Source organism: Coleofasciculus sp. FACHB-712 (genome assembly GCF_014695635.1).
Lineage (GTDB): Bacteria > Cyanobacteriota > Cyanobacteriia > Cyanobacteriales > FACHB-T130 > FACHB-T130.
The window spans coordinates 12,602-30,408 of record NZ_JACJOQ010000525.1 but is presented as its reverse complement, the minus strand read 5'-3'; the positions used below and the strand labels follow the sequence as shown (position 1 = coordinate 30,408).

Here is a 17,807-nt window from a genome sequence, read left to right as displayed (position 1 = left end):
CATCCTGCTAACGTGGTGATTCAAATTATTGATAATGGCTCTGGTATGCCAGAGGCGGTGCAGGCGCAAATCTTCGATCCTTTTTTCACGACAAAGCCGGTTGGTAAAGGCACGGGTTTGGGACTGTCGATCAGCTATCAAATTGTGGTGGAAAAACACGGCGGCGTTTTTAAGTGTTCTTCTCAACCAGACAAGGGCACTGAGTTCTGGATTGAAATTCCCGTTCGCCCACAAAATTGAAAGAAGCAATTGATGGTGGGCCAAAAAACGAACTCTCTACACACTCGGAACCTCACCGCTAACCCCTCTCCGTTGACGGAGAGGGAATATTGAACTCCTTCCCGTTGACCGGGAGGGACAGGGGTGGGGCTAAACTCTGAGTGCTAAAGACAGCACAAATTAGAACTTCCGATCGCTCGAAAAAGTTTTACGGGCAAATTTCCTCGATAGCGATCGCTGCCATTTTAGTACCTGTTTGCTGACCGGGAACTGGTGCAGCAGCACGTAGAAGCAGGGAATAATAAACAAGGTTAGCAGCGTCGCCAGAGATAGACCGGAAAACACCACAACGCCTAACGGTTGTAGAAATTCTGAGCCTTCCCCGATTCCCAGCGCCAAAGGAAACAAGCCGAGAACCGTGGTGATGGTGGTCATCATAATCGCTCTCAGGCGCATGGGAGCCGCTTTTAAAATCGCCGCCTGTCGGTCGATGCCTTCCTGTTCGTGAATTTGGTTCGCCAACTCCACCATGATGATGGCGTTGTTTACCACAATCCCCACCAGCAGCACCGCACCGACTAGCACCGTAGCACCGATAGCGGTTTGAGTGATATAAAGTCCCAGAATGCCCCCCGCTAAAGCCAGGGGCACCGTGAGCATAATTACCAAGGGGTCAATTAGGGAGTTGTATTGTACCGCCATGACGACGAAAACTAAGAAAGCAGCTAAACCTCCTAAAATTGTCAAGGAGTTTTGCAACTGCTGATTCGTTTCCGCTGTCGAACTGGGTATCACGCTCACGCCTTCGGGTAATCGCAAATTCCCCAGTACCTCGTCTACCTCTGTCAGGGCGTCGCTGAGGTTAGCTCCTTCGGTCAGACTACCCGCAATGATAAAAACCTGTCGTTGGTTAATCCGCTGAACTTCACCAGGGGCTTGACCTTCGGAAATGGTCGCGACATCACCCAGCCGAACTAAGCTGTTGTTATTGACAAATAAGGGGATTTGTGCGAGTTGAGAAGCGCGTTCTACAGATTCTTCATTGAATTGTACGCGCACATCCACTAAGCGATCGCCTCTTTGCAACTGAGTCGGTACTGACCCCTCGATTGCTGTCTGAATCGTTTGCCCAATGTCTTGCGTTGTCAACCCCAACTCTTCTGCACGCTCCCAATCTGGTCGAATCTGCACTTCTGGTTGTCGAGAGTCGGCATCAGGTCGGAAAGTTGCACTTTTTACTCGCTCATCCAAGGCTTGCAGCGCTTGCCGCCCCGCTTGTTGCAACCGCTGCTCATCGTTTCCCTGGAGGATGATATCCACATCCGCCCCCCGCACTGGCGAGTTACTGAGGATAATCCCCCGTACCTGACCGGGATTCAATCGCAGACGAATCCCCGCCAAGTTCAGTTTGTTAAACTCTTGATTGACTTTCTCAACAAACTTCTCAACATCTGTACCTTGCTTGAGGGTAATTGAGCTGGAAGCGCGTAGGGGATTGGCATTCGTGTTGCTGCCGAACAGAGAACCTCCGGCTGTGCTAAATACATAGTCGCTTTCTGGCTGTTTAACCAGGATTTCGTCCACCAGTTTCATCACTTTTTGGTTAGTTTCCACGCTGGTTCCGGGTGGAAACTGGGCAAACAAATTTGCTTGCCCCGTATTAATCCGAGGCAAAATTTCTTGGGGAATTTGACCGACCATCCACAAACTACTGCCGCCGAAAAGCAGAACAATAGCGGCGATTACTAACAACCGATAACGCACGACTCCAGTCAGAAAGCGAGTATAGCTGCCAGTCGCTGCCTCAAATCGGCGGTTAAATTCCCGTAAAGGCCAAAACTTACCTAGGCCACTCGACCACTGGATAGCCAACAACCGGGAACTGAGTGCTGGCACCACGGTCAGCGCCACCAATAGAGAGGCAGCTACAGAAAAACTAATGGTAAGAATTAATTCATTAAATAGCAGGGAGAAAAAGCCACCAATCAGCAAAAACGGCAGTACAGACACCAAGTTAGTAGTGGTAGAGGCAATTAGCGCTGATTCCACCTCGCGACCGCTGCGTTCTGCTTGATCGATTACTTGCTGGCTATTCATGCGGGCTTTGCTATCCTGACCCGGAGTCATGCCAGCACCTTCGGCAATTGTCTCCATCATTACGATAGAGTTGTCTACGACAATCCCCACACCCAGCGCCAAACCACCTAAGCTAAAAATGTTGATGGAGAGTCCAAATAGCTGCATTAAGATAATCGCCGCGATGGTCGCTAGGGGAATGGCGATGATAATAATTAAAGTTTGACGGGCGCTACCGAGAAATAGCATCACCGCCACCGCTGCCAACCCTGCACCCAGCAATCCGGAACTGGTCACGTTGGAGATCGAGTTGCTGATAAATTTCGACTCATCCAGCGTTGCCAAAAGTTTCATGTCTTCGGGAATCACCCCAGCTTGGCGCAGTTCTTCGATCCGTTTTTTAATTCCATCCACAACCTCGATAGTATTGGCATCCGGTTGCTTTTGGATGCTGAGTTTTACCGCTGGTTGCCCATTCAGATAGACAAATACCCGCTGGTCTTCTGTCCCATCAATGACTTCGGCAAAATCTCTTAGATAAACGCGAGATTGCGGTAAAAGCGCGGGGCTTTGCGCTCTCCTCAGACCGGCGGTTGGGGAACCAACCTCAAAGGAGAGATTGCTAATTTCTTGGGCATTCTGAAAGCGTCCGACGGTGCGGGTTAGTGGTTCGGAGTCAGCGCCTTGCAAGCGACCGCCAGAGACATCCTGGTTGCGATCGCCCAAAGCATTTAACACATCTGTTAAACTCACCCCCAGCGCTTGTAAGCGATTCAGGTCAATTTGCACCCGGACTTGTTCTTCCACTCCACCCGCAACATCGACAGCGGCGACACCATTGACTACACCGAGTTCGCGGGATAATTCTTCATCGGCAAGGACTCGTAACTCTGCATCCCCCAGCGAAGCAGATTGCAGCGCCACTTCGTAGACAGGCAGCTGGGAGGGGTCAACTTTAAATAAGCGGGCATCTTCGATGGTACTGGGGAGTCTACTGCGACCCCGGTTAAAGGCAGCAGTGGCATCGTTTAGCGCTTGGTCAATGTTGCCTCCCGGTTCAAAGTACAAGTCTAAACTTACCTGCCCTTCGCGGGTTTGAGAATAAACTTGTACCACTCCTTGTGTGGCGCTTAATGCTTCTTCTAGCGGCTTAGTGATTTCGTCAACTGCTACCTCTGGAGAGATTCCAGGGGCATCTAGCCGCACGCCAATCCGGGGATAGGTGATAGACGGTAATAAATCAACTTGCAGTTGGGAAAGAAAGAAGACTCCCAGCACCAACGTAGCGATGGTGAGCATGAGTGTGCCGATGTGACGGCGGATGGCGATCGCGCTTAGGCTAAATCCAGACATAATAATTTTGAATTTTGAGTTCTGAATTTTGAGTGAATTCGGAATTTTGAGTGCATGAGTGAGTTTTGAATTAAGAATTCAAAGCTCAAAACTCAAAACTCTAGGGCTTTGCGGTTTCTGATAAAACACTTAAGCTGACAAGTTCGCCATCCTTGAGCGGCTTACCAGCGCGGCTGACAAATCGCTCTCCTGGCTTTAATCCCGACAGAATTTCTACTTTTCCATTTACGCGATCGCCCACTGTCACCGATCGAGCCTGCACTCTTGGCTGTTGCCCTTCACGAGTCACAACAAACACCGTCGCTTTGCTAGATTTGGCATTTTCTTGGGAGTTGGAAGCGCTCTCTCCCTCGCTCCTTGCCTGTCCCCCTTGTGCCTGCCTCCCTTGTGTCTGTCCCCCTCTCCCTCCTGCTTCTTGCAGCGCCGTTTGCGGCACCACGACCCGTGGGGATGCATTTGAGGCAAAGCTGACCCGTGCTAACAGTCCGCTGCCGATCTCACCCTTGGGGTTGGCAATCGTGACTTCTACCGGCACTTGACGAGCCGCTACATTCGCCGCCGGAGAAATGCGAGCCACTTGTCCAAGAAATTCCCTGTTTTTGAAGGCATCTAATTGCACCCGCACCGATTGTCCAGCCCGGATATTTGACAATTCCAATTCTGAAACTGGCACCACTACTGTGACGCGGCTGAAATCTCCAATTTTCAAGATTTCACTACCTGGATTCGCTAAATCCCCCGGTTCTAACCCTTTAGAAACGACAACGCCGCTAATGGGGGAAGTTAATACTGAATAGGATTGGCGTTCGCGATTTTGAGCCAGTACAGATTGTTGCGCTTTGACTCTACCTTGAGCCGCTATGACTGCTTGCTGTTCTGTACTCACCTGTGACTGAGCAGAGAGCAAAGCTTGTTGAGCCGTTTGAGCTTCGGTTTGAGCTAATTCTGCTTGTTGCTGCGCGATCGCACCCTGTCTCGCCAAGCCAGCCAGTCGCGCCGCATCCCGCTGTGTTTGCTGCAATTCAACTTTTGCCTGTTCCACCTGTGTCCGGGCATTCGCTACCTGAGTTCGGGCGCGGGCAACTTCTGCTTGAAGCGTTGCGAGTTCTGCTTGCGCCTGATTCACGCTAGTCAACAAGGTGGTGTCATCTAATTGGGCAACAATTTGATCCTGCGCCACCCGATCTCCCACATCTGCTTTAAGAGAGAGCAGCCGTCCTTCCACTTGGGGTTGCACCGAGACTTCTCTGAGTGGGCGAGTCGTGCCGATAAATTTTACATCTTCTTGAAGCGATTCGCTGCGAGCGATCGCCACATCCACTGGTGTAGGTTTTCCTTGCCCCCCTTCTTGCCCTCTGGGAGATTGAGCCTCCGCTTCTGCTTTCGGCAGAATGCCACAACTGGTCAACCCAGGCATCCCTAAAACAGCAAATATCAATATAAATAGGGGAATTTTTTGATTTTGCCGTTGGCTTGTTGATTTTTGACTCGTTTGCTGCCGAGAGGCTTGAGCAGCAGAGATATCAGGAGACATACGCTTAAGTTGCACTTGGGTGTTCCACTCAGGAGACGGTTCGGACTCACCTTGGGCGGGGCTGTCCAGCGGTGAGATGCAAAGGCAACAGGTTAGCTCTGTGCCTGCCTGTCTATTTAGACTGCTGATAGTTTACAAACGTTCACTTTACAAATCATAAAGTGCGAAGGCAGTTCTCTTGGTCAGCCTTAAGGTCGGATTTTGGCATTTGCCTTCTGGTTTTGGGCGAGCGATCGCCCTGAGCAACATTCCAGCTGCTATGCTTTTTTTAAAACCCTTGACAAACTCTCAAATCCTTGCGTTACCAATTCTTGCGGGTTAAAAATCTATTTCTGTCAGTCGTCCTGGCGGTGGCTGGGACTGTAGTAATTAGGGCATCCGAGAACGTACCCGTACAGGCTCGTCCCGCTCCTGTATTTACACGCCATTTAGAGACAATTCAAAGCAGCGTACCGCCTGGGTTGATTATGCGCTTGCCGTCCCAAATTCTCCTCAGTGGCCCCACCGATGTAGATCCTTCTGAGTTGATTGTCCGCGTCTTCCCCTCAGAAACTCCGTTAGCTTATACTGTTAGCCTTTTTACCTGCTACAGTAATCCCCAACCGTGCTTAGTCGGAAGTTTTTCGGTTGAGAAAAAGAATTCTCTCAATGCGATACGAGAATTAGAAAAACATAAAGCAGCAGGCGATCGCATCACCTTAAGGAAAGATATTAGAGGATATCTATTGGAAGGAAAAAAGCAGAAGCCATCCTATGAATTTTCTTCAGTGATGTGGCAGCAGGATGACTTCATTTATCGCGTTAGTTTTCCCACTATAGAACGGTCAAATATTCTCTTGATGGCGAATTCAATGGCTAACGATGTGCCGCTTTTCCGCAGGGTTTCTCGCCCACTTCCCTGATACTCATCCCAAGTTGCGTTCAGACAAAGTAGGGTCTTGAACGCAACTTAATTAGTATTAATTCCAGTAATCTACAATCCGCTGAGCGTCTCTAGCAGCTTCTCCACTTCAGCATTATGGTCGAGGAAGGAGAACAAATGTTTATAGCGCAGAATTCCCTGTTTATCCAGTACGAATTGGGCTGGCAGAGGCGCACCCAAAGCTTGACCCGTACAGTAAGCTCGAAACGTCCGACAACTGGGGTCGCTGAGCAAGGGCATCTTTAAACCCAGGTCTTTGACAACCGTTTTGCTCTGCTGTTCGTCGGTACTGGTAATCATCAAAACCTCGACGCCCAAACTGGTAAAGCGCTCGTAGTTTTCATTCAGCGCTTTGATGTGAGGAAAGCAAAAAGGACAATATTGCTTTTCGGTGAAGATGCGGGTGAAGGCAAGGATGACAGGTTGCTTTCCCCTGTAATCTGATAACTTAACTCTCCTCCCGTTAGTAATGTCCGGCAGTTCAAATGCTGGAGTCGTTTCACCCAGGTCTAAACGGCTGGTTGCTGGAATCGGCAAGAAATTCTCAAAGAAGCGTTGATTTAACAGTCCGCTAAAGTCAGTAGATGTCAGCATCGGTATATCATTTTGGTCTTATTGCTGTAATTGTAATAGTTCTTTACTTTTTTGCGAACAGGGGCGAATCGTGGGCAAGAGAGCGATCGCATCCTTCATCCCCAACAAAAATCGCATCTTTGAATTGGAGATGCGACTAACTTTATAAACTGACAAGCGTTACTTCTTCTTAGAAAACCCTGACTTTTGTGGTACCGGGCGTAAGACCCATAGCAAAATTGTGATCGCGCAGGTACGCCATTCACGGAGTTTGTAGATTCTCTATGTATTTTTTAATTTCTTGATTAGGCTGTACAAGTGGACTATCAAAATTAACTACCATTCTATGATTTTCATTGTAAGGCTCTGGAGCAAATAGCACCCGATAATCCTCAGCTATAATTTCTTTGTCACAACAGTGCCAACCTTTAGAGTAGTCGTGAGCATGATCTTGATTGTTTAAGCCTCGAAGCTGATAGTATTCTATCGGGATTCGTTCTTTCCATACATCGATAATTCGTTGATTCACTAGAAGGTGCGATAGAGTCCAATGATGTCCGTACTCATGGGCTAATACCTCCTTGAGGGCGTCAAGCGTCCTTACATAGTAATAGTTCAGGACAACTACAGCTACAATCCCGTCAATCTGATTTTGCGTATCAAAACGTAGTTTAAATTTCCAATAACCTCGGTAGCCACTTCGCTCATCTTTACGAATCCTGATGACATCCAGCCACTCAGTATCTATTTCAGTAGAAAGTAAATCATTGCAAATAAAATTTACTAACTCCTGTAGCTCTGCCTCACTAAACTTGCCTGTATGATCTTCTAGACGCAATGCAAAATTCTCCTCTAACCACCTATAAAACAGCCTAGCAAGCGCATGGTGCATTTGCTAGGCTCGTTACATTATTTACTGTTGTTCTAATTACGTTATGGCTTGGGAGGCAAACTATGTTTTACAGGCTTGAAGGTTACTCCCTCGAAATCATCGTCATCTTCTGGCGAAACTGGAGCAGTTGACATACAAACAACCCTTCCACCGTCACGTTGAATTTCTTCATACATGAAAGAGGTGTATGCGTTACTCATCAACTTGCCAGACTTTATCTCTGATAGGTGTTCTTGAAGCTCTTGTATTTCGGCAGGATCAGCACCAGCCGTCTTTGCTTCTTGAATCAAGTTTTCGACATCCCTAACTGTGACAATCATTGCTTTGTAGGCTCTACCCATATATTGGGCCGAGCAACTAATTGCGTTTTATTGTTGCCCCTCTCATATTCTTATAGTTGCAAAGACTTTACTGAGTTCGTACCTGAGCGCTATCTGAGTTGCTGCCTGGCTTAGCAACTGACCTGCGTTTAACATAGAAATTGATACATTACTTAGTAAATTTGGTGGGATGAGCTATGCCACGAACTGTCAGAATTCACCCAGACCGCAAGCAAAAAGTCATATCGGCTCTTGAGCGTAATGGTTTTCTAACCCAGGGAGACTTAGCAGCGCATCTAGGAATAGCTCTATCCACAGTCAGTAACTTTATCAACAGCAAACCCATTTATATCTCCAAGTTTGAAGAAATTTGTGTCGCCTTGGGGTTGGATAAACGAGAAATTACTCAGCCACTTGGTCAAGGTGGCGATACAGTCGTCTTTGAGCAGTTTGCTCCCCCAGAAGATTTTTTTGCTTATGACTCTTCCTGGGTAGGTCGAGAGAAGCTAATTAGCGAATTGAGCGAGAAGGTGCGTAATTCATGTCGTCTCCTGCTCATCGTGGGACTCACGGGAATAGGTAAAACTGCTCTGGCTGAAAGATTGGCAGTACAACTACAAGACTGGTTTCAAGGAGACTGGAAGAATAGGTTACAAAGAGCGAATTTTGACAATGAAGTGAAACCCACAGACTTTACCAGTATCGCCGCTAGATGGCTTGAGGAGTGGGGAGAGAATATTCCACCAGAGGACAACAAGCCAGAACGATTGTTGCAGAAGCTAGTGAAACAGCTGCGGGAGAATCAGGTGCTAGTGCTGATTGATTCTCTGGAAAGACTGCTGACGGGAAATGAAAAAGATGGCTGGGGGGATTTTGCTGATGAGTGGTGGGAAAAATTCTTTGTCAGCTTATTGTCAGCAGAATCTTGCCAAAGTCGGTTAATCATAACCTCACAGGATTTGCCAATTAAATTAGTAGACTTCCGCTACAAAAATTTCTGGCATCGCCAAGTCTTATATGGGCTAGACGAATCGGAACAGGTGGCATTGTTTGAGACAACAGGGTTAAATGTCAGCAACGATTCATCCGATAGACCCTTGCTGTTAGGAATTGGAAAAGCCTACCAAGGTCATCCTCTAGTCTTACGGGTGATTATCGGGGAAATTTTGAGTAAGCCTTTTGATGGAAATGTACAAGCATACTGGAATGAATACGGTGACGAGATAGAAGAAGTCGAAAAGGCTTTAGCGGAAGCAGAGCAAGGAAAAAGCTTGGGAGAACATGATAATTGGCAGCTACACAAACTTACCCATAAACTGCGAAGACAAATGAACATAAGACTTGAAGCAGCCTTTGAGCGATTGAAAAGGGATCTCTGGGATGCTTATCTATTGATTTGCGCTGCTTCAGTGTATCGCACTCCAGTACAACAGGAAGGGTGGCTGATGCAGCTGGTAAACTTGGTGAAGCGTTTAGAACAGCAGGAGTGTAGCGCGGAGCGTCAAGACAAAGCTTTAGAAGAATTATGTAATCGCTTCCTGGTTGAGGAATCAGTTGACTATAAGAACAAGCGCGTTCTAGGGCAACACAATTTAGTTCGCAGTGTCGCACTAGCTCACTATAAAAAGTTATTCCAAAGCTTGAAAATTAAGGCGTCTTCAGCTTGAAAAATAACTTAAAAACCCTTGGTCAATTGCTTTTTGCCAAGCTAAAAATCGATTTGGATGAAGTTCCACTTGAGAAATTTGCCAGCTACATAGCAGTAGAATATTACCTAACGATTGAGGACGAGCCACCGCCAGATGCTACCAATTTAGAAAAAGTACATCGCTACCTGGAAGCCTTTCACCATCTATGCCAAGTGCAAGACTGGGAAAGAGCCAGCAAAATCCTTTCAATTCGTCTTGGTACGTCTAGCAATGAAGAATTACACGAACAACTAGGAACTTGGGGCTACTATCGGGAACAAATTGCTCTGTACAGCAAACTCTTAGGAAAGTTGAATCCTAGTAGGGATTCAACTTTTTTGAACGGTCTGGGAAGTGCTTACTATTTCCTGGGAAACTATCGCCAAGCGCTTGATTACTTTCAAAAAACTTTTGTCATTGAACTAGAAATAGGCAATCGCTATGGGGAAGGGAGAACGCTGGGGAATCTGGGCAATATCTATCATGCTCTAGGAGAGTATCGGCAAGCAATTGTTTATCATCAGCAGCATTTAGCCATTGCACAAGAGATAGGTGATCGCTACGGAGAAGGCACAACCTTGGGAAATCTGGGCAATGTCTACTATGCTCTCGGACGGTATGAGAAAGCAATTACTTGCCATTCTCAGTATTTAGCCATTGCACAGGAGATAGGTGATCGCTATGGAGAAGGCACAGCCTTGGGAAATCTGGGCAATGTCTACTATGCTCTCGGACGGTATCAGGAAGCAATTACTTGTCATTATCAATATTTAGCTATTGCACGGAAAATAGGCAATTTGCAGGGAGAAGTGAATGCGCTGGGGAATCTGGGTATTACCTATGATTCGCTAGGAGAATACGCCCGTGCAATTGATTACCATCAGCAGGCTTTAGCTATTGCGCGGGAAATTGGAAGTCGTCAGGTAGAGGGCACGGTGCTAGGGAATCTTGGCAGTGCTTACTTGTCTCTAGGAAGCTATGACCAAGCGATTGCTTGCTACCAGCAGTATTTGTATATTGCACAGAAAATAGGTAATCGCGCAGGAGTTGGGACGGCGTTGAGCAATCTGGGCATGGTCTACAGCAAAAGAAATATGGGCAATCCGGCAGAGAATCTGGAACAGGCAATGAATTGCCTTCAACAGGGCTTAGAAATTGCACGGCAAATAGGTGATCGTTATGGTGAAGAAACAGCGCTGAACAATCTAGGTATGGTTTACAGTGAGAGGATTATTGGTAATAGGACGAATAATCTAGAACAAGCAATTTGTTACCTTCAGCATAGTTTGGAGATTTCAAGAGACATTGGAAACCGCCGAGGCGAGGCTGAAGCGCTCAAGAATTTAGCAGACACTTATCCTCAAGTAGGTAATCGCACTCTGGCTCTTGAGTATTGCGATCGCGCTTTATCCATTGCCATAGAGTTAGGCATTCCGTTAGTGAAAGAGTGTCAGGAACTCAAAGAAAAATTGCTGAGTGAGTAAGCATAAGGCGTGAGGCGTTGCTACTGCTTGAGCGATGATAGGAAGGTATAGCAACACGCACTCGCATACAATCACCAGCATCTAGATATCGTGCAAGTAGCGTTACAGGAGTTAACGCGATCGCAAGCATCAAAAACTAAACCCCAATACATCTGATAGGAAAAATCTCATCAAATGTATTGGGGTTTTTGATTAATTGACGACTGAATCAGTTCTGAAACTAACTCGACACCAGAAATTTAGACGGCAGAAAAGAAGACCTTTGACTTGACGGGGTCGGGAACCATCGTCTTGTCACCGGGTTGCCAACCAGCGGGGCAAACTTCGTCGGGGTTAGTTTGTACGTACTGGATTGCTTGCAGCGTCCGCAGAGTCTCATCGACGTTGCGACCAAAAGCCAGGTTGTTAATCGTAGCGTGCTGAATCACGCCTTCTTTATCAATGATGAACAGCCCCCGGAGTGCAATGCCTGCCTCTGGATCGAGGACATTGAAAGCAGCACTAATCTCTTTCTTAATATCGGAAACGAGGGGATAGTTTAGGTCGCCGACGCCGCCGGACTTGCGGTCTGTCTGAATCCATGCCAAGTGGGAAAATTCACTGTCTACAGAGACACCAAGGATTTCAGTGTTGAGATCCTGAAATTTTGAATAAGCGTCGCTAAAAGCTGTAATCTCTGTAGGACAAACGAATGTAAAGTCAAGAGGATAGAAGAACAAGACTACATATTTGCCACGATAGTCAGACAGTTTGATGGTCTTGAATTCCTGATCGACCACAGCGGTTGCGGTAAAGTCCGGGGCGGTTTGTCCAACCCGAAGACAGCCTTCTGTGTGGTGGGTCATGAATAGATTCTCCTTAAATGGAATAGATTTTGCATTGACTCGTGCTGAGTCAAGGGTAATCTAGTTGAGGTCTACCCTAGACGCAACGACAGCTAATTTACGAACTGTAACAACTATATCATACTCATAACGAGTTTGAGTAGGAATGAAGAATTTGGATACGCGCGAGTGGCTGCTGACCAACGGGTTAGGAAGTTTTGCCAGTGGAACGGTTTGTGATGCTCGGACTCGGACTTATCACGGTTGGTTAATTGCCGCCCTCGATCCGCCGAGTCAGCGCACTTTATTACTGTCTCACCTGGATGCCAGTTTGGATGTAGGAGGACGGGTATTTGCACTAGGGACAAATTTCTGGATAGATGGAAAAATTGACCCTTTGGGCTACGAGTTATTGCGTTCTTTTGACATTGACCCCTTTCCCCGTTGGGTTTGGGGTGAAGATAACTGGCAGCTAAGCAGGCAGCTGGTGATGCCCTATGGCTTAGTAGAAAGTAGCTCACAGAGCGTAAGTAGCGGGAAGGAGACTGAGCAAGTAGGTACTCCCCAGTTTTGTCACCGGATTTTGATTCAGTACCGCTATGAAGGCACTGAGTTGGCTACGCTGAGGTTACGCCCGGTAATTGGCGATCGCGACTTTCACCACCAGCAATCCGGCGCTTCCGGATTGTCCTTCTCGCAATTAGTCGGTCAAAAGCAAATTTGCTTGCAAGGGATGCGTCCTGACTGGACTGGGACTCCCTGGCAATTGCGCTGGAGTAAGGGTCGCTATCAACCAGACACCGTTTGGTATTGGCATTATTACTATCCAGAAGAGAAGCGGCGGGGATTGGGGGACAAGGAAGACCTCTACAGCCCTGGATACCTGACAGTACCCCTACAACCGGGAGACTCCCTCACCCTAGAAGCGAAAGTGGGATTATGTAACTCCAAACAATCACAGCTCAGTTCCCTAGACTTTGAGCAAGCAGTGCAGGTTGAGCAACAACGACTGAAAGCGCTTCGCCGTCCCTTGTTGAGGGTTCATGGCAACGAACCCTCAACCATTGACAATGACATTGTCAATGATATTTGGCAGCAGCTGTTGCGAGCAGGCGATCAATTTATTGTCTACCGCGCTTCCATTGCTGGCCCGACTGTGATTGCTGGCTACCCCTGGTTTAATGACTGGGGACGCGATACGCTAATTGCTCTACCAGGACTAGCTTTAGCGACTGGGCGCTATGAGTTAGCGAAGGGACTGCTGGAAACTTTTGGGCGCTATTGTCGGAATGGTTTGATTCCGAATGCGTTTCCAGATACTGGAGCTGAGCCATTTTACAACAGTATTGATGCTGCGCTGTGGTGGATTGAAACTTTGGGTCTTTACCTAGAAGCAACGCAGGATTGGGATTTTCTGGCTCAGCAATATCCTGTGGTGCGGCAGATTTACAAAAGCTTTATGGCTGGCACCCTGTACAATGTCCGGATTGATGCCACGGATGGGCTAGTTACCTGGGATGCGCCAGGAGTGGCGCTTACCTGGATGGATGCGGTGGTTGATGGTCAGCCGGTAACGCCTCGTCGGGGTAAACCTATAGAAATTAATGCCCTCTGGTACTCTGCTTTGTGCTGGGCTAGCCGATGGGCAGAATTGTTATTAAGGGAAGGAGGCGCGAATTCACAGAGGCGGATTAACCAGCGAGAACGCTATATTCAGCAGGCGCAACAGGTGAAGAGATCGCTGCAAAAGTTCTGGAATCCGACGCTGGGATATTTCTACGATACGATCGCACCGGATGATGTGCGAGACCCCACAATTCGTCCGAATGCAGTTTTGGCGCTCTCGCTCTATCATTGCGGGTTTCCTGCCGAGCAAGGGCGGTCTGTCCTCAAGGTAGCAGGCGATCGCTTAGTGACACCCTACGGTCTCCGCAGTCTCGACCCCGCCGATCCCCGCTATGTGGGGACGTATGCTGGGAATTCTCAATATCGCGATCGCGCCTACCACCAAGGCACAGTTTGGAGCTGGCTGATTGGCCCCTTTATTCGAGCTAGGAGGCGCTTCTACGCTTCAGAACCCGTCCCTTTTGATTGGCAGCCGATGATTGAACACTTGCAGTCCTCAGCCTGCCTAGGTTCGGTCTCGGAAATTTTTGATGGCGATCCGCCTCATGCAGCTCAAGGGGCGATCGCTCAAGCTTGGTCTGTTGCCGAACTCATCCGGCACTACTCTGACTGATTAGCACCGAGGAATGAGTACAATCGCAAGCCTACTCATTCTTCAGTCCTAGCTTTTCATAACTTTTAAAATGGCTCTGGCGGGATTTGAACCTGCGACCTTGGGCTTATGAGTCCCCTGCTCTAACCACTGAGCTACAGAGCCAATTTTTCTTGAACAACCTTATCATCCTAGCATACTGGCGTGATTATTGCTATCCCTCACGCAAGAAAAGAAAAAAGACAAAAGAAAATATATTTTCTTTTGTCTTTTGCTTTGTCTTTTGCCTTTTTTTAGCGTCGGGGTAGCAAAGCTATTGGGTTGATAGCTCCTTTTCCAGATGGATGCAACTCAAAGTGAAGGTGAGGTCCAGTGCTGCGTCCGGTGCTGCCCATCTCAGAAATCTGCTGACCTTGCTCAACTGCTTCGCCTTCGCGAACCAGGAGCCGGTTGTTGTGGGCATAGCGAGTCAAACTGCCATCCGGATGCTGAATGTCCACCAGATTTCCATAACCACCTGAATTCCAGCGTGCATAGACTACGACACCAGGAGCTGCCGCCACGACGGGTGTGCCAACCGGAGCCGCAATATCAATTCCCTTGTGCATCCGTCCCCAGCGCCGACCATAACCTGAGGTCAAAACGCCCTTTGAGGGCCAGATGTAGCCATTGAATTGGATTTGGCTATCCGGCAGGTAGGGATTTGGACCAGGGAGGGGCGGTAACTCTGGAGCAACTTGTTGCCCGAAGGGGGGCCGGAGTGTCGGGTTATAAGTGTCCGCTCCGGAGGGCGCTGCTGCCACCAATGGCTTCTGGGTTCTAGCCCGTGGTGCAGCAGGTGGGGGCACTTTGATTTCGATTGCCGCCTGCGATCGCTGTTGTTGCCGTTGCCGCTTTTGCATTTCTGCTTGTACGGCTTCGTTATAACGATTTGGGCTGAATTCTGGATTGATCGGAGTCGAGTATTCAGAACGTTGCAACGGTTTGTTGACGACAGGTGCAACCGGCTCGAATGCGGGAGTCACTGGCACCGAGATGTTAGCAACCGGAACGTTCTGTGAGTTAGCGGTATCCCCGTTTTGCTGGGTACGATACTGCTGCCGTAGTTTGATGATGTCTTCCCGTAGTTTCTCAATCTGGGTGCTGTACTCAGAGTTTTGCTTTAAACCAGCAGACTGAGTTTGGTTCCTCTCGGCAATCGGTGTGGCAGCGGGTGTGGCAATGGGTAACGGATTACCCGCTACTAACATTGGTTTGACGATAGGTACGTTAGCACTACTTTGCACCCGTACCTGTGTTGCTGCGACGGGTAAGGGAACAGCCGTTGGCAAAGTAGGAACGGAGAGATTCGGTACAGCAACATTAGACTTGGATTGTCTAAGTGCAGCGTTCAGACCAGGAATTACAGTTACAGTCTGTTTTTTCGGGATTTTCAGTGCTTGATTCACCCGAATCATGTTCGGGTTATCTAACTGATTTATCCGCAGCAGTTCTGCTCTGGAAACGCCGTGAATGCGAGCGATCGCATCCACCGTGTCTCCCGCTTTGACCTGGTAAACATCTGCCGTTACCCCATTAGGTTCGACGACGGCAATCGGTGCGGGTGCCACTGTCTGGATTGGCAGTGCTTGGTTGGTCGCAGTCGGTACTGGGATTGGTACGCTTTCATTCACCCCTATCGGCTGCGGGGATGCTTCTAGCGATTCCCGTGCCTGTGCCGATGGGAGGTGGTTAATCACCCGATTGGAGGCGTTTTCTCCTGGCATCTGCACCGCGATATTGCGTGGCACGGACGGTACTTGGTTGATTACCTGATTGGGGGCGTTTTCCCCTGGCATCTGCACCGCGATATTGCGTGGTACGGACGGTACTTGGTTGATTACCTGATTAGGGGCGTTTTCCCCTGGCATCTGCACTGCGACCGGAATTTGCACTCTAGGAGCAGCTATTTCTACCTCAGCAGCTTTAGAGCTATCAATTTGGGCTGGTTCAGTGACTTCTAATTGACCAGCAGATGCTTTTGTCGTCTCCTCAGACCGCAACTCCGCCAGACTGCTCTGCAAGCGGCTCCGCTGCTCCTTTAAGCGGCTCATGGCAGCGTCTTGTCTTGCTTTTAATAGCTCATTTACGTTGCCGGGAATCGTGACTGATTGACCCACCGGCAGTCCATCCGATGTTGTCGCTCCAGATGATTGCTGCACCTGTATCGGGCGAACACCATAAGACTCAGATAGCTTTTCGACGGTATCGCCCAGCTTAACTTCGTGAACAATACCGTTCACTGAAGGAATTTTCACCACTTGTCCAGATGGAAGAGCTGAGCTGGACTTGATGTTGTTGGAAGTGGCGATCGCGGCAGGTTCTACCCCATAGTTCTTCGACGATTGCCAAATTGTCTGTGCCTGCTGCACCTTGTGTTCGATAACGCGCGGTGCTGGTTTCGATTCTGCTTTAGCGTCCAGCTCCACCTTCGGGGAAACGGCCTCAGATGTGAATTCTGGCTCTACTACCTTTGGGGAAGCAGCGACAGATTTGGATTCCGGCTTTATTGCTGCGACTGAAGCAGTTGTTTCTGGCTCCACTTTTGAGGCAGGAGCGGCAACAGCAATATCTGTTGCAGCAGGAGCGTTGGTAACAGTCGGCTCTGTGGCGACCGGATCGGCTGCCTTTGCTTCATCGCCTTGTTGCGGCAGCAATAGGCTGGAGGTGCCCATTGAGATTGCCAATCCAATCATGGCGGCAGAGGTGCGAGCCCGACGGTTAACCTCTGGAGAAATTGGCTTCAATAAACCTGACTCTCCCCCGGAAAGCTTTCCTGCGGACAGATTCGCTTTCGCATCTTTGTCTGCTGCACAGGAAGGAACTGATTTAATCTTGTGCGTGAATGGGCGTTTCAAACACGACCTCCTACTTATGACGAGCGCTTAACTGTCCCTGAATGATTGTTTTTTACCAGTCAATGGGACAAATCACATCAAAAAGTGATTAGGATCACTGCCGGTAATCATACCTAGGCAAGATTACCCTGCTTTTTTGATTTAGACAAGTTTACATGACTGGGAAAATTTAATCATGCACGACCTACATTTGACCCACCCTGCTGAAGACTTCATCATTGCGTTAATCAGGAGCCTTTTGTCAAGAGCTGGCAAGTCAATGGTGTATTCCTTTCTAAGGCGTGCATATTGGAACATACTTGCTTGACTTGCTTTACTCCGGAAGACTGAGAAAACAACTTTTTCGTTGTTGGCATCCTGCTGTTGATCCATTACAACATGAGACTTTAAGCTGATTTTGCCTTGAATAACAACCGTAGAATCATGGAGAAAACTCTGACAAATGGCATAGAGCATACCGACGCATATTTACTAAAAATCTTCCTAAAGATTGATTCGAGGTTGTTTTAGAGGCTCAGCACTGAAAGATTTTGGATAAAAAAATCTATCAATCAATTTCCCGTTGTTACTCTGTTGTTCATAGAAATTTCTTATCTAAGCCGCGCTCATTCGGTATTCTAGATAGCTGAAGGACGCAAAAGAAACTCTCTCAAGAAAGGGAAAAGAGTCATTCGTCACCGAGTGTTAAGCAAGAAGTCATAGGGAAAGCTCAGCCAGAAATGGTCACAAACAGTTGCCGGTTAACACGTTTGAGATTCCTAGAGAAAAGGTCAAACCAAATTTCTAACCTTTAACTCAATCTGCGAA

General features: G+C 48.1%; 12 protein-coding genes and 1 tRNA gene. 5 read left to right on the top strand and 8 right to left on the bottom strand.

Translation table 11 applies throughout. The annotated features are described in order from the left end of the window. Positions 1–240, top strand: a 240-nt coding sequence (locus H6F50_RS18005) for a HAMP domain-containing sensor histidine kinase (RefSeq protein WP_190429754.1), incomplete at its 5' end; no start/stop codon positions are given. A 159-nt stretch (positions 241–399) separates the two neighbouring features. Here the strand turns inward: H6F50_RS18005 and H6F50_RS18000 are convergent. Both H6F50_RS18000 and H6F50_RS17995 read right to left on the bottom strand, forming a co-directional pair. Next, the gene (locus tag H6F50_RS18000) at positions 400–3,648 is read right to left on the bottom strand and encodes an efflux RND transporter permease subunit (RefSeq protein ID WP_190429753.1); all 3,249 of its coding nucleotides are present in this window, start codon (positions 3,646–3,648) and stop codon (positions 400–402) included. Between the two features lie 100 nt (positions 3,649–3,748). Further along, entirely contained in the window at positions 3,749–5,182 is a 1,434-nt protein-coding gene (locus tag H6F50_RS17995; protein WP_242029090.1) for an efflux RND transporter periplasmic adaptor subunit, read from the bottom strand. Between the two features lie 296 nt (positions 5,183–5,478). Here H6F50_RS17995 and H6F50_RS17990 point away from each other — a divergent pair, with 296 nt between their 5' ends. Beyond that, positions 5,479–6,084, top strand: coding sequence for a hypothetical protein (locus H6F50_RS17990; protein ID WP_190429752.1), 606 nt, complete (start codon positions 5,479–5,481; stop codon positions 6,082–6,084). Between the two features lie 71 nt (positions 6,085–6,155). Here the strand turns inward: H6F50_RS17990 and H6F50_RS17985 are convergent, their stop codons facing one another. From H6F50_RS17985 to H6F50_RS17975, 3 genes are all read right to left on the bottom strand, one after another. Beyond that, positions 6,156–6,698 carry a peroxiredoxin gene (locus H6F50_RS17985; RefSeq protein WP_190429751.1) on the bottom strand — a complete coding sequence of 181 codons (543 nt, stop codon included), beginning with the start codon at positions 6,696–6,698 and terminating at the stop codon, positions 6,156–6,158. A gap of 241 nt (positions 6,699–6,939) precedes the next feature. Next, entirely contained in the window at positions 6,940–7,569 is a 630-nt protein-coding gene (locus tag H6F50_RS17980) for a hypothetical protein (protein ID WP_190429750.1), read from the bottom strand. Between the two features lie 41 nt (positions 7,570–7,610). Then, positions 7,611–7,889 carry a hypothetical protein gene (locus H6F50_RS17975; RefSeq protein ID WP_190429749.1) on the bottom strand — a complete coding sequence of 93 codons (279 nt, stop codon included), beginning with the start codon at positions 7,887–7,889 and terminating at the stop codon, positions 7,611–7,613. A 197-nt stretch (positions 7,890–8,086) separates the two neighbouring features. On the opposite strand from H6F50_RS17975, the gene H6F50_RS17970 reads away from it, so the two are divergent. Together H6F50_RS17970 and H6F50_RS17965 are read left to right on the top strand one after the other, a co-directional pair. Beyond that, positions 8,087–9,556, top strand: coding sequence for a helix-turn-helix domain-containing protein (locus tag H6F50_RS17970; protein WP_190429748.1), 1,470 nt, complete (start codon positions 8,087–8,089; stop codon positions 9,554–9,556). Then, complete coding sequence (locus H6F50_RS17965; RefSeq protein ID WP_190429747.1) at positions 9,553–11,061, top strand: tetratricopeptide repeat protein; 1,509 nt, start codon at positions 9,553–9,555, stop codon at positions 11,059–11,061. Before H6F50_RS17970 ends, H6F50_RS17965 begins: the two co-directional genes overlap by 4 nt. 239 nt (positions 11,062–11,300) lie before the next feature. Here H6F50_RS17965 and H6F50_RS17960 read toward each other — a convergent pair whose 3' ends face one another. Further along, on the bottom strand, positions 11,301–11,906 hold the full coding sequence (locus tag H6F50_RS17960) for a peroxiredoxin (protein ID WP_190411983.1): 606 nt from the start codon (positions 11,904–11,906) through the stop codon (positions 11,301–11,303). A 145-nt stretch (positions 11,907–12,051) separates the two neighbouring features. Here H6F50_RS17960 and H6F50_RS17955 point away from each other — a divergent pair, with 145 nt between their 5' ends. After that, positions 12,052–14,124 carry an amylo-alpha-1,6-glucosidase gene (locus H6F50_RS17955; RefSeq protein ID WP_190429746.1) on the top strand — a complete coding sequence of 691 codons (2,073 nt, stop codon included), beginning with the start codon at positions 12,052–12,054 and terminating at the stop codon, positions 14,122–14,124. A gap of 71 nt (positions 14,125–14,195) precedes the next feature. Here H6F50_RS17955 and H6F50_RS17950 read toward each other — a convergent pair. Together H6F50_RS17950 and H6F50_RS17945 are read right to left on the bottom strand one after the other, a co-directional pair. After that, positions 14,196–14,268, bottom strand: a tRNA-Met gene (locus H6F50_RS17950). Positions 14,269–14,396: 128 nt separating this feature from the next. Beyond that, positions 14,397–17,000 (bottom strand): peptidoglycan DD-metalloendopeptidase family protein, encoded by a 2,604-nt coding sequence (locus H6F50_RS17945; protein WP_190429745.1) that lies wholly within the window; start codon positions 16,998–17,000, stop codon positions 14,397–14,399. Positions 17,001–17,807: the final 807 nt, after the last annotated feature.

Excerpts from the sequence above, each read along its gene's own strand:
- H6F50_RS17970 (WP_190429748.1), top strand. The coding sequence starts at position 8,087 with ATGCCACGAACTGTCAGAATTCACCCAGACCGCAAGCAAAAAGTCATA.
- H6F50_RS17985 (WP_190429751.1), bottom strand. The coding sequence starts at position 6,698 with ATGCTGACATCTACTGACTTTAGCGGACTGTTAAATCAACGCTTCTTT.
- H6F50_RS17975 (WP_190429749.1), bottom strand. The coding sequence starts at position 7,889 with ATGATTGTCACAGTTAGGGATGTCGAAAACTTGATTCAAGAAGCAAAG.
- H6F50_RS17995 (WP_242029090.1), bottom strand. The coding sequence starts at position 5,182 with ATGTCTCCTGATATCTCTGCTGCTCAAGCCTCTCGGCAGCAAACGAGT.
- H6F50_RS18000 (WP_190429753.1), bottom strand. The coding sequence starts at position 3,648 with ATGTCTGGATTTAGCCTAAGCGCGATCGCCATCCGCCGTCACATCGGC.
- H6F50_RS17960 (WP_190411983.1), bottom strand. The coding sequence starts at position 11,906 with ATGACCCACCACACAGAAGGCTGTCTTCGGGTTGGACAAACCGCCCCG.
- H6F50_RS17980 (WP_190429750.1), bottom strand. The coding sequence starts at position 7,569 with ATGCACCATGCGCTTGCTAGGCTGTTTTATAGGTGGTTAGAGGAGAAT.
- H6F50_RS17955 (WP_190429746.1), top strand. The coding sequence starts at position 12,052 with ATGAAGAATTTGGATACGCGCGAGTGGCTGCTGACCAACGGGTTAGGA.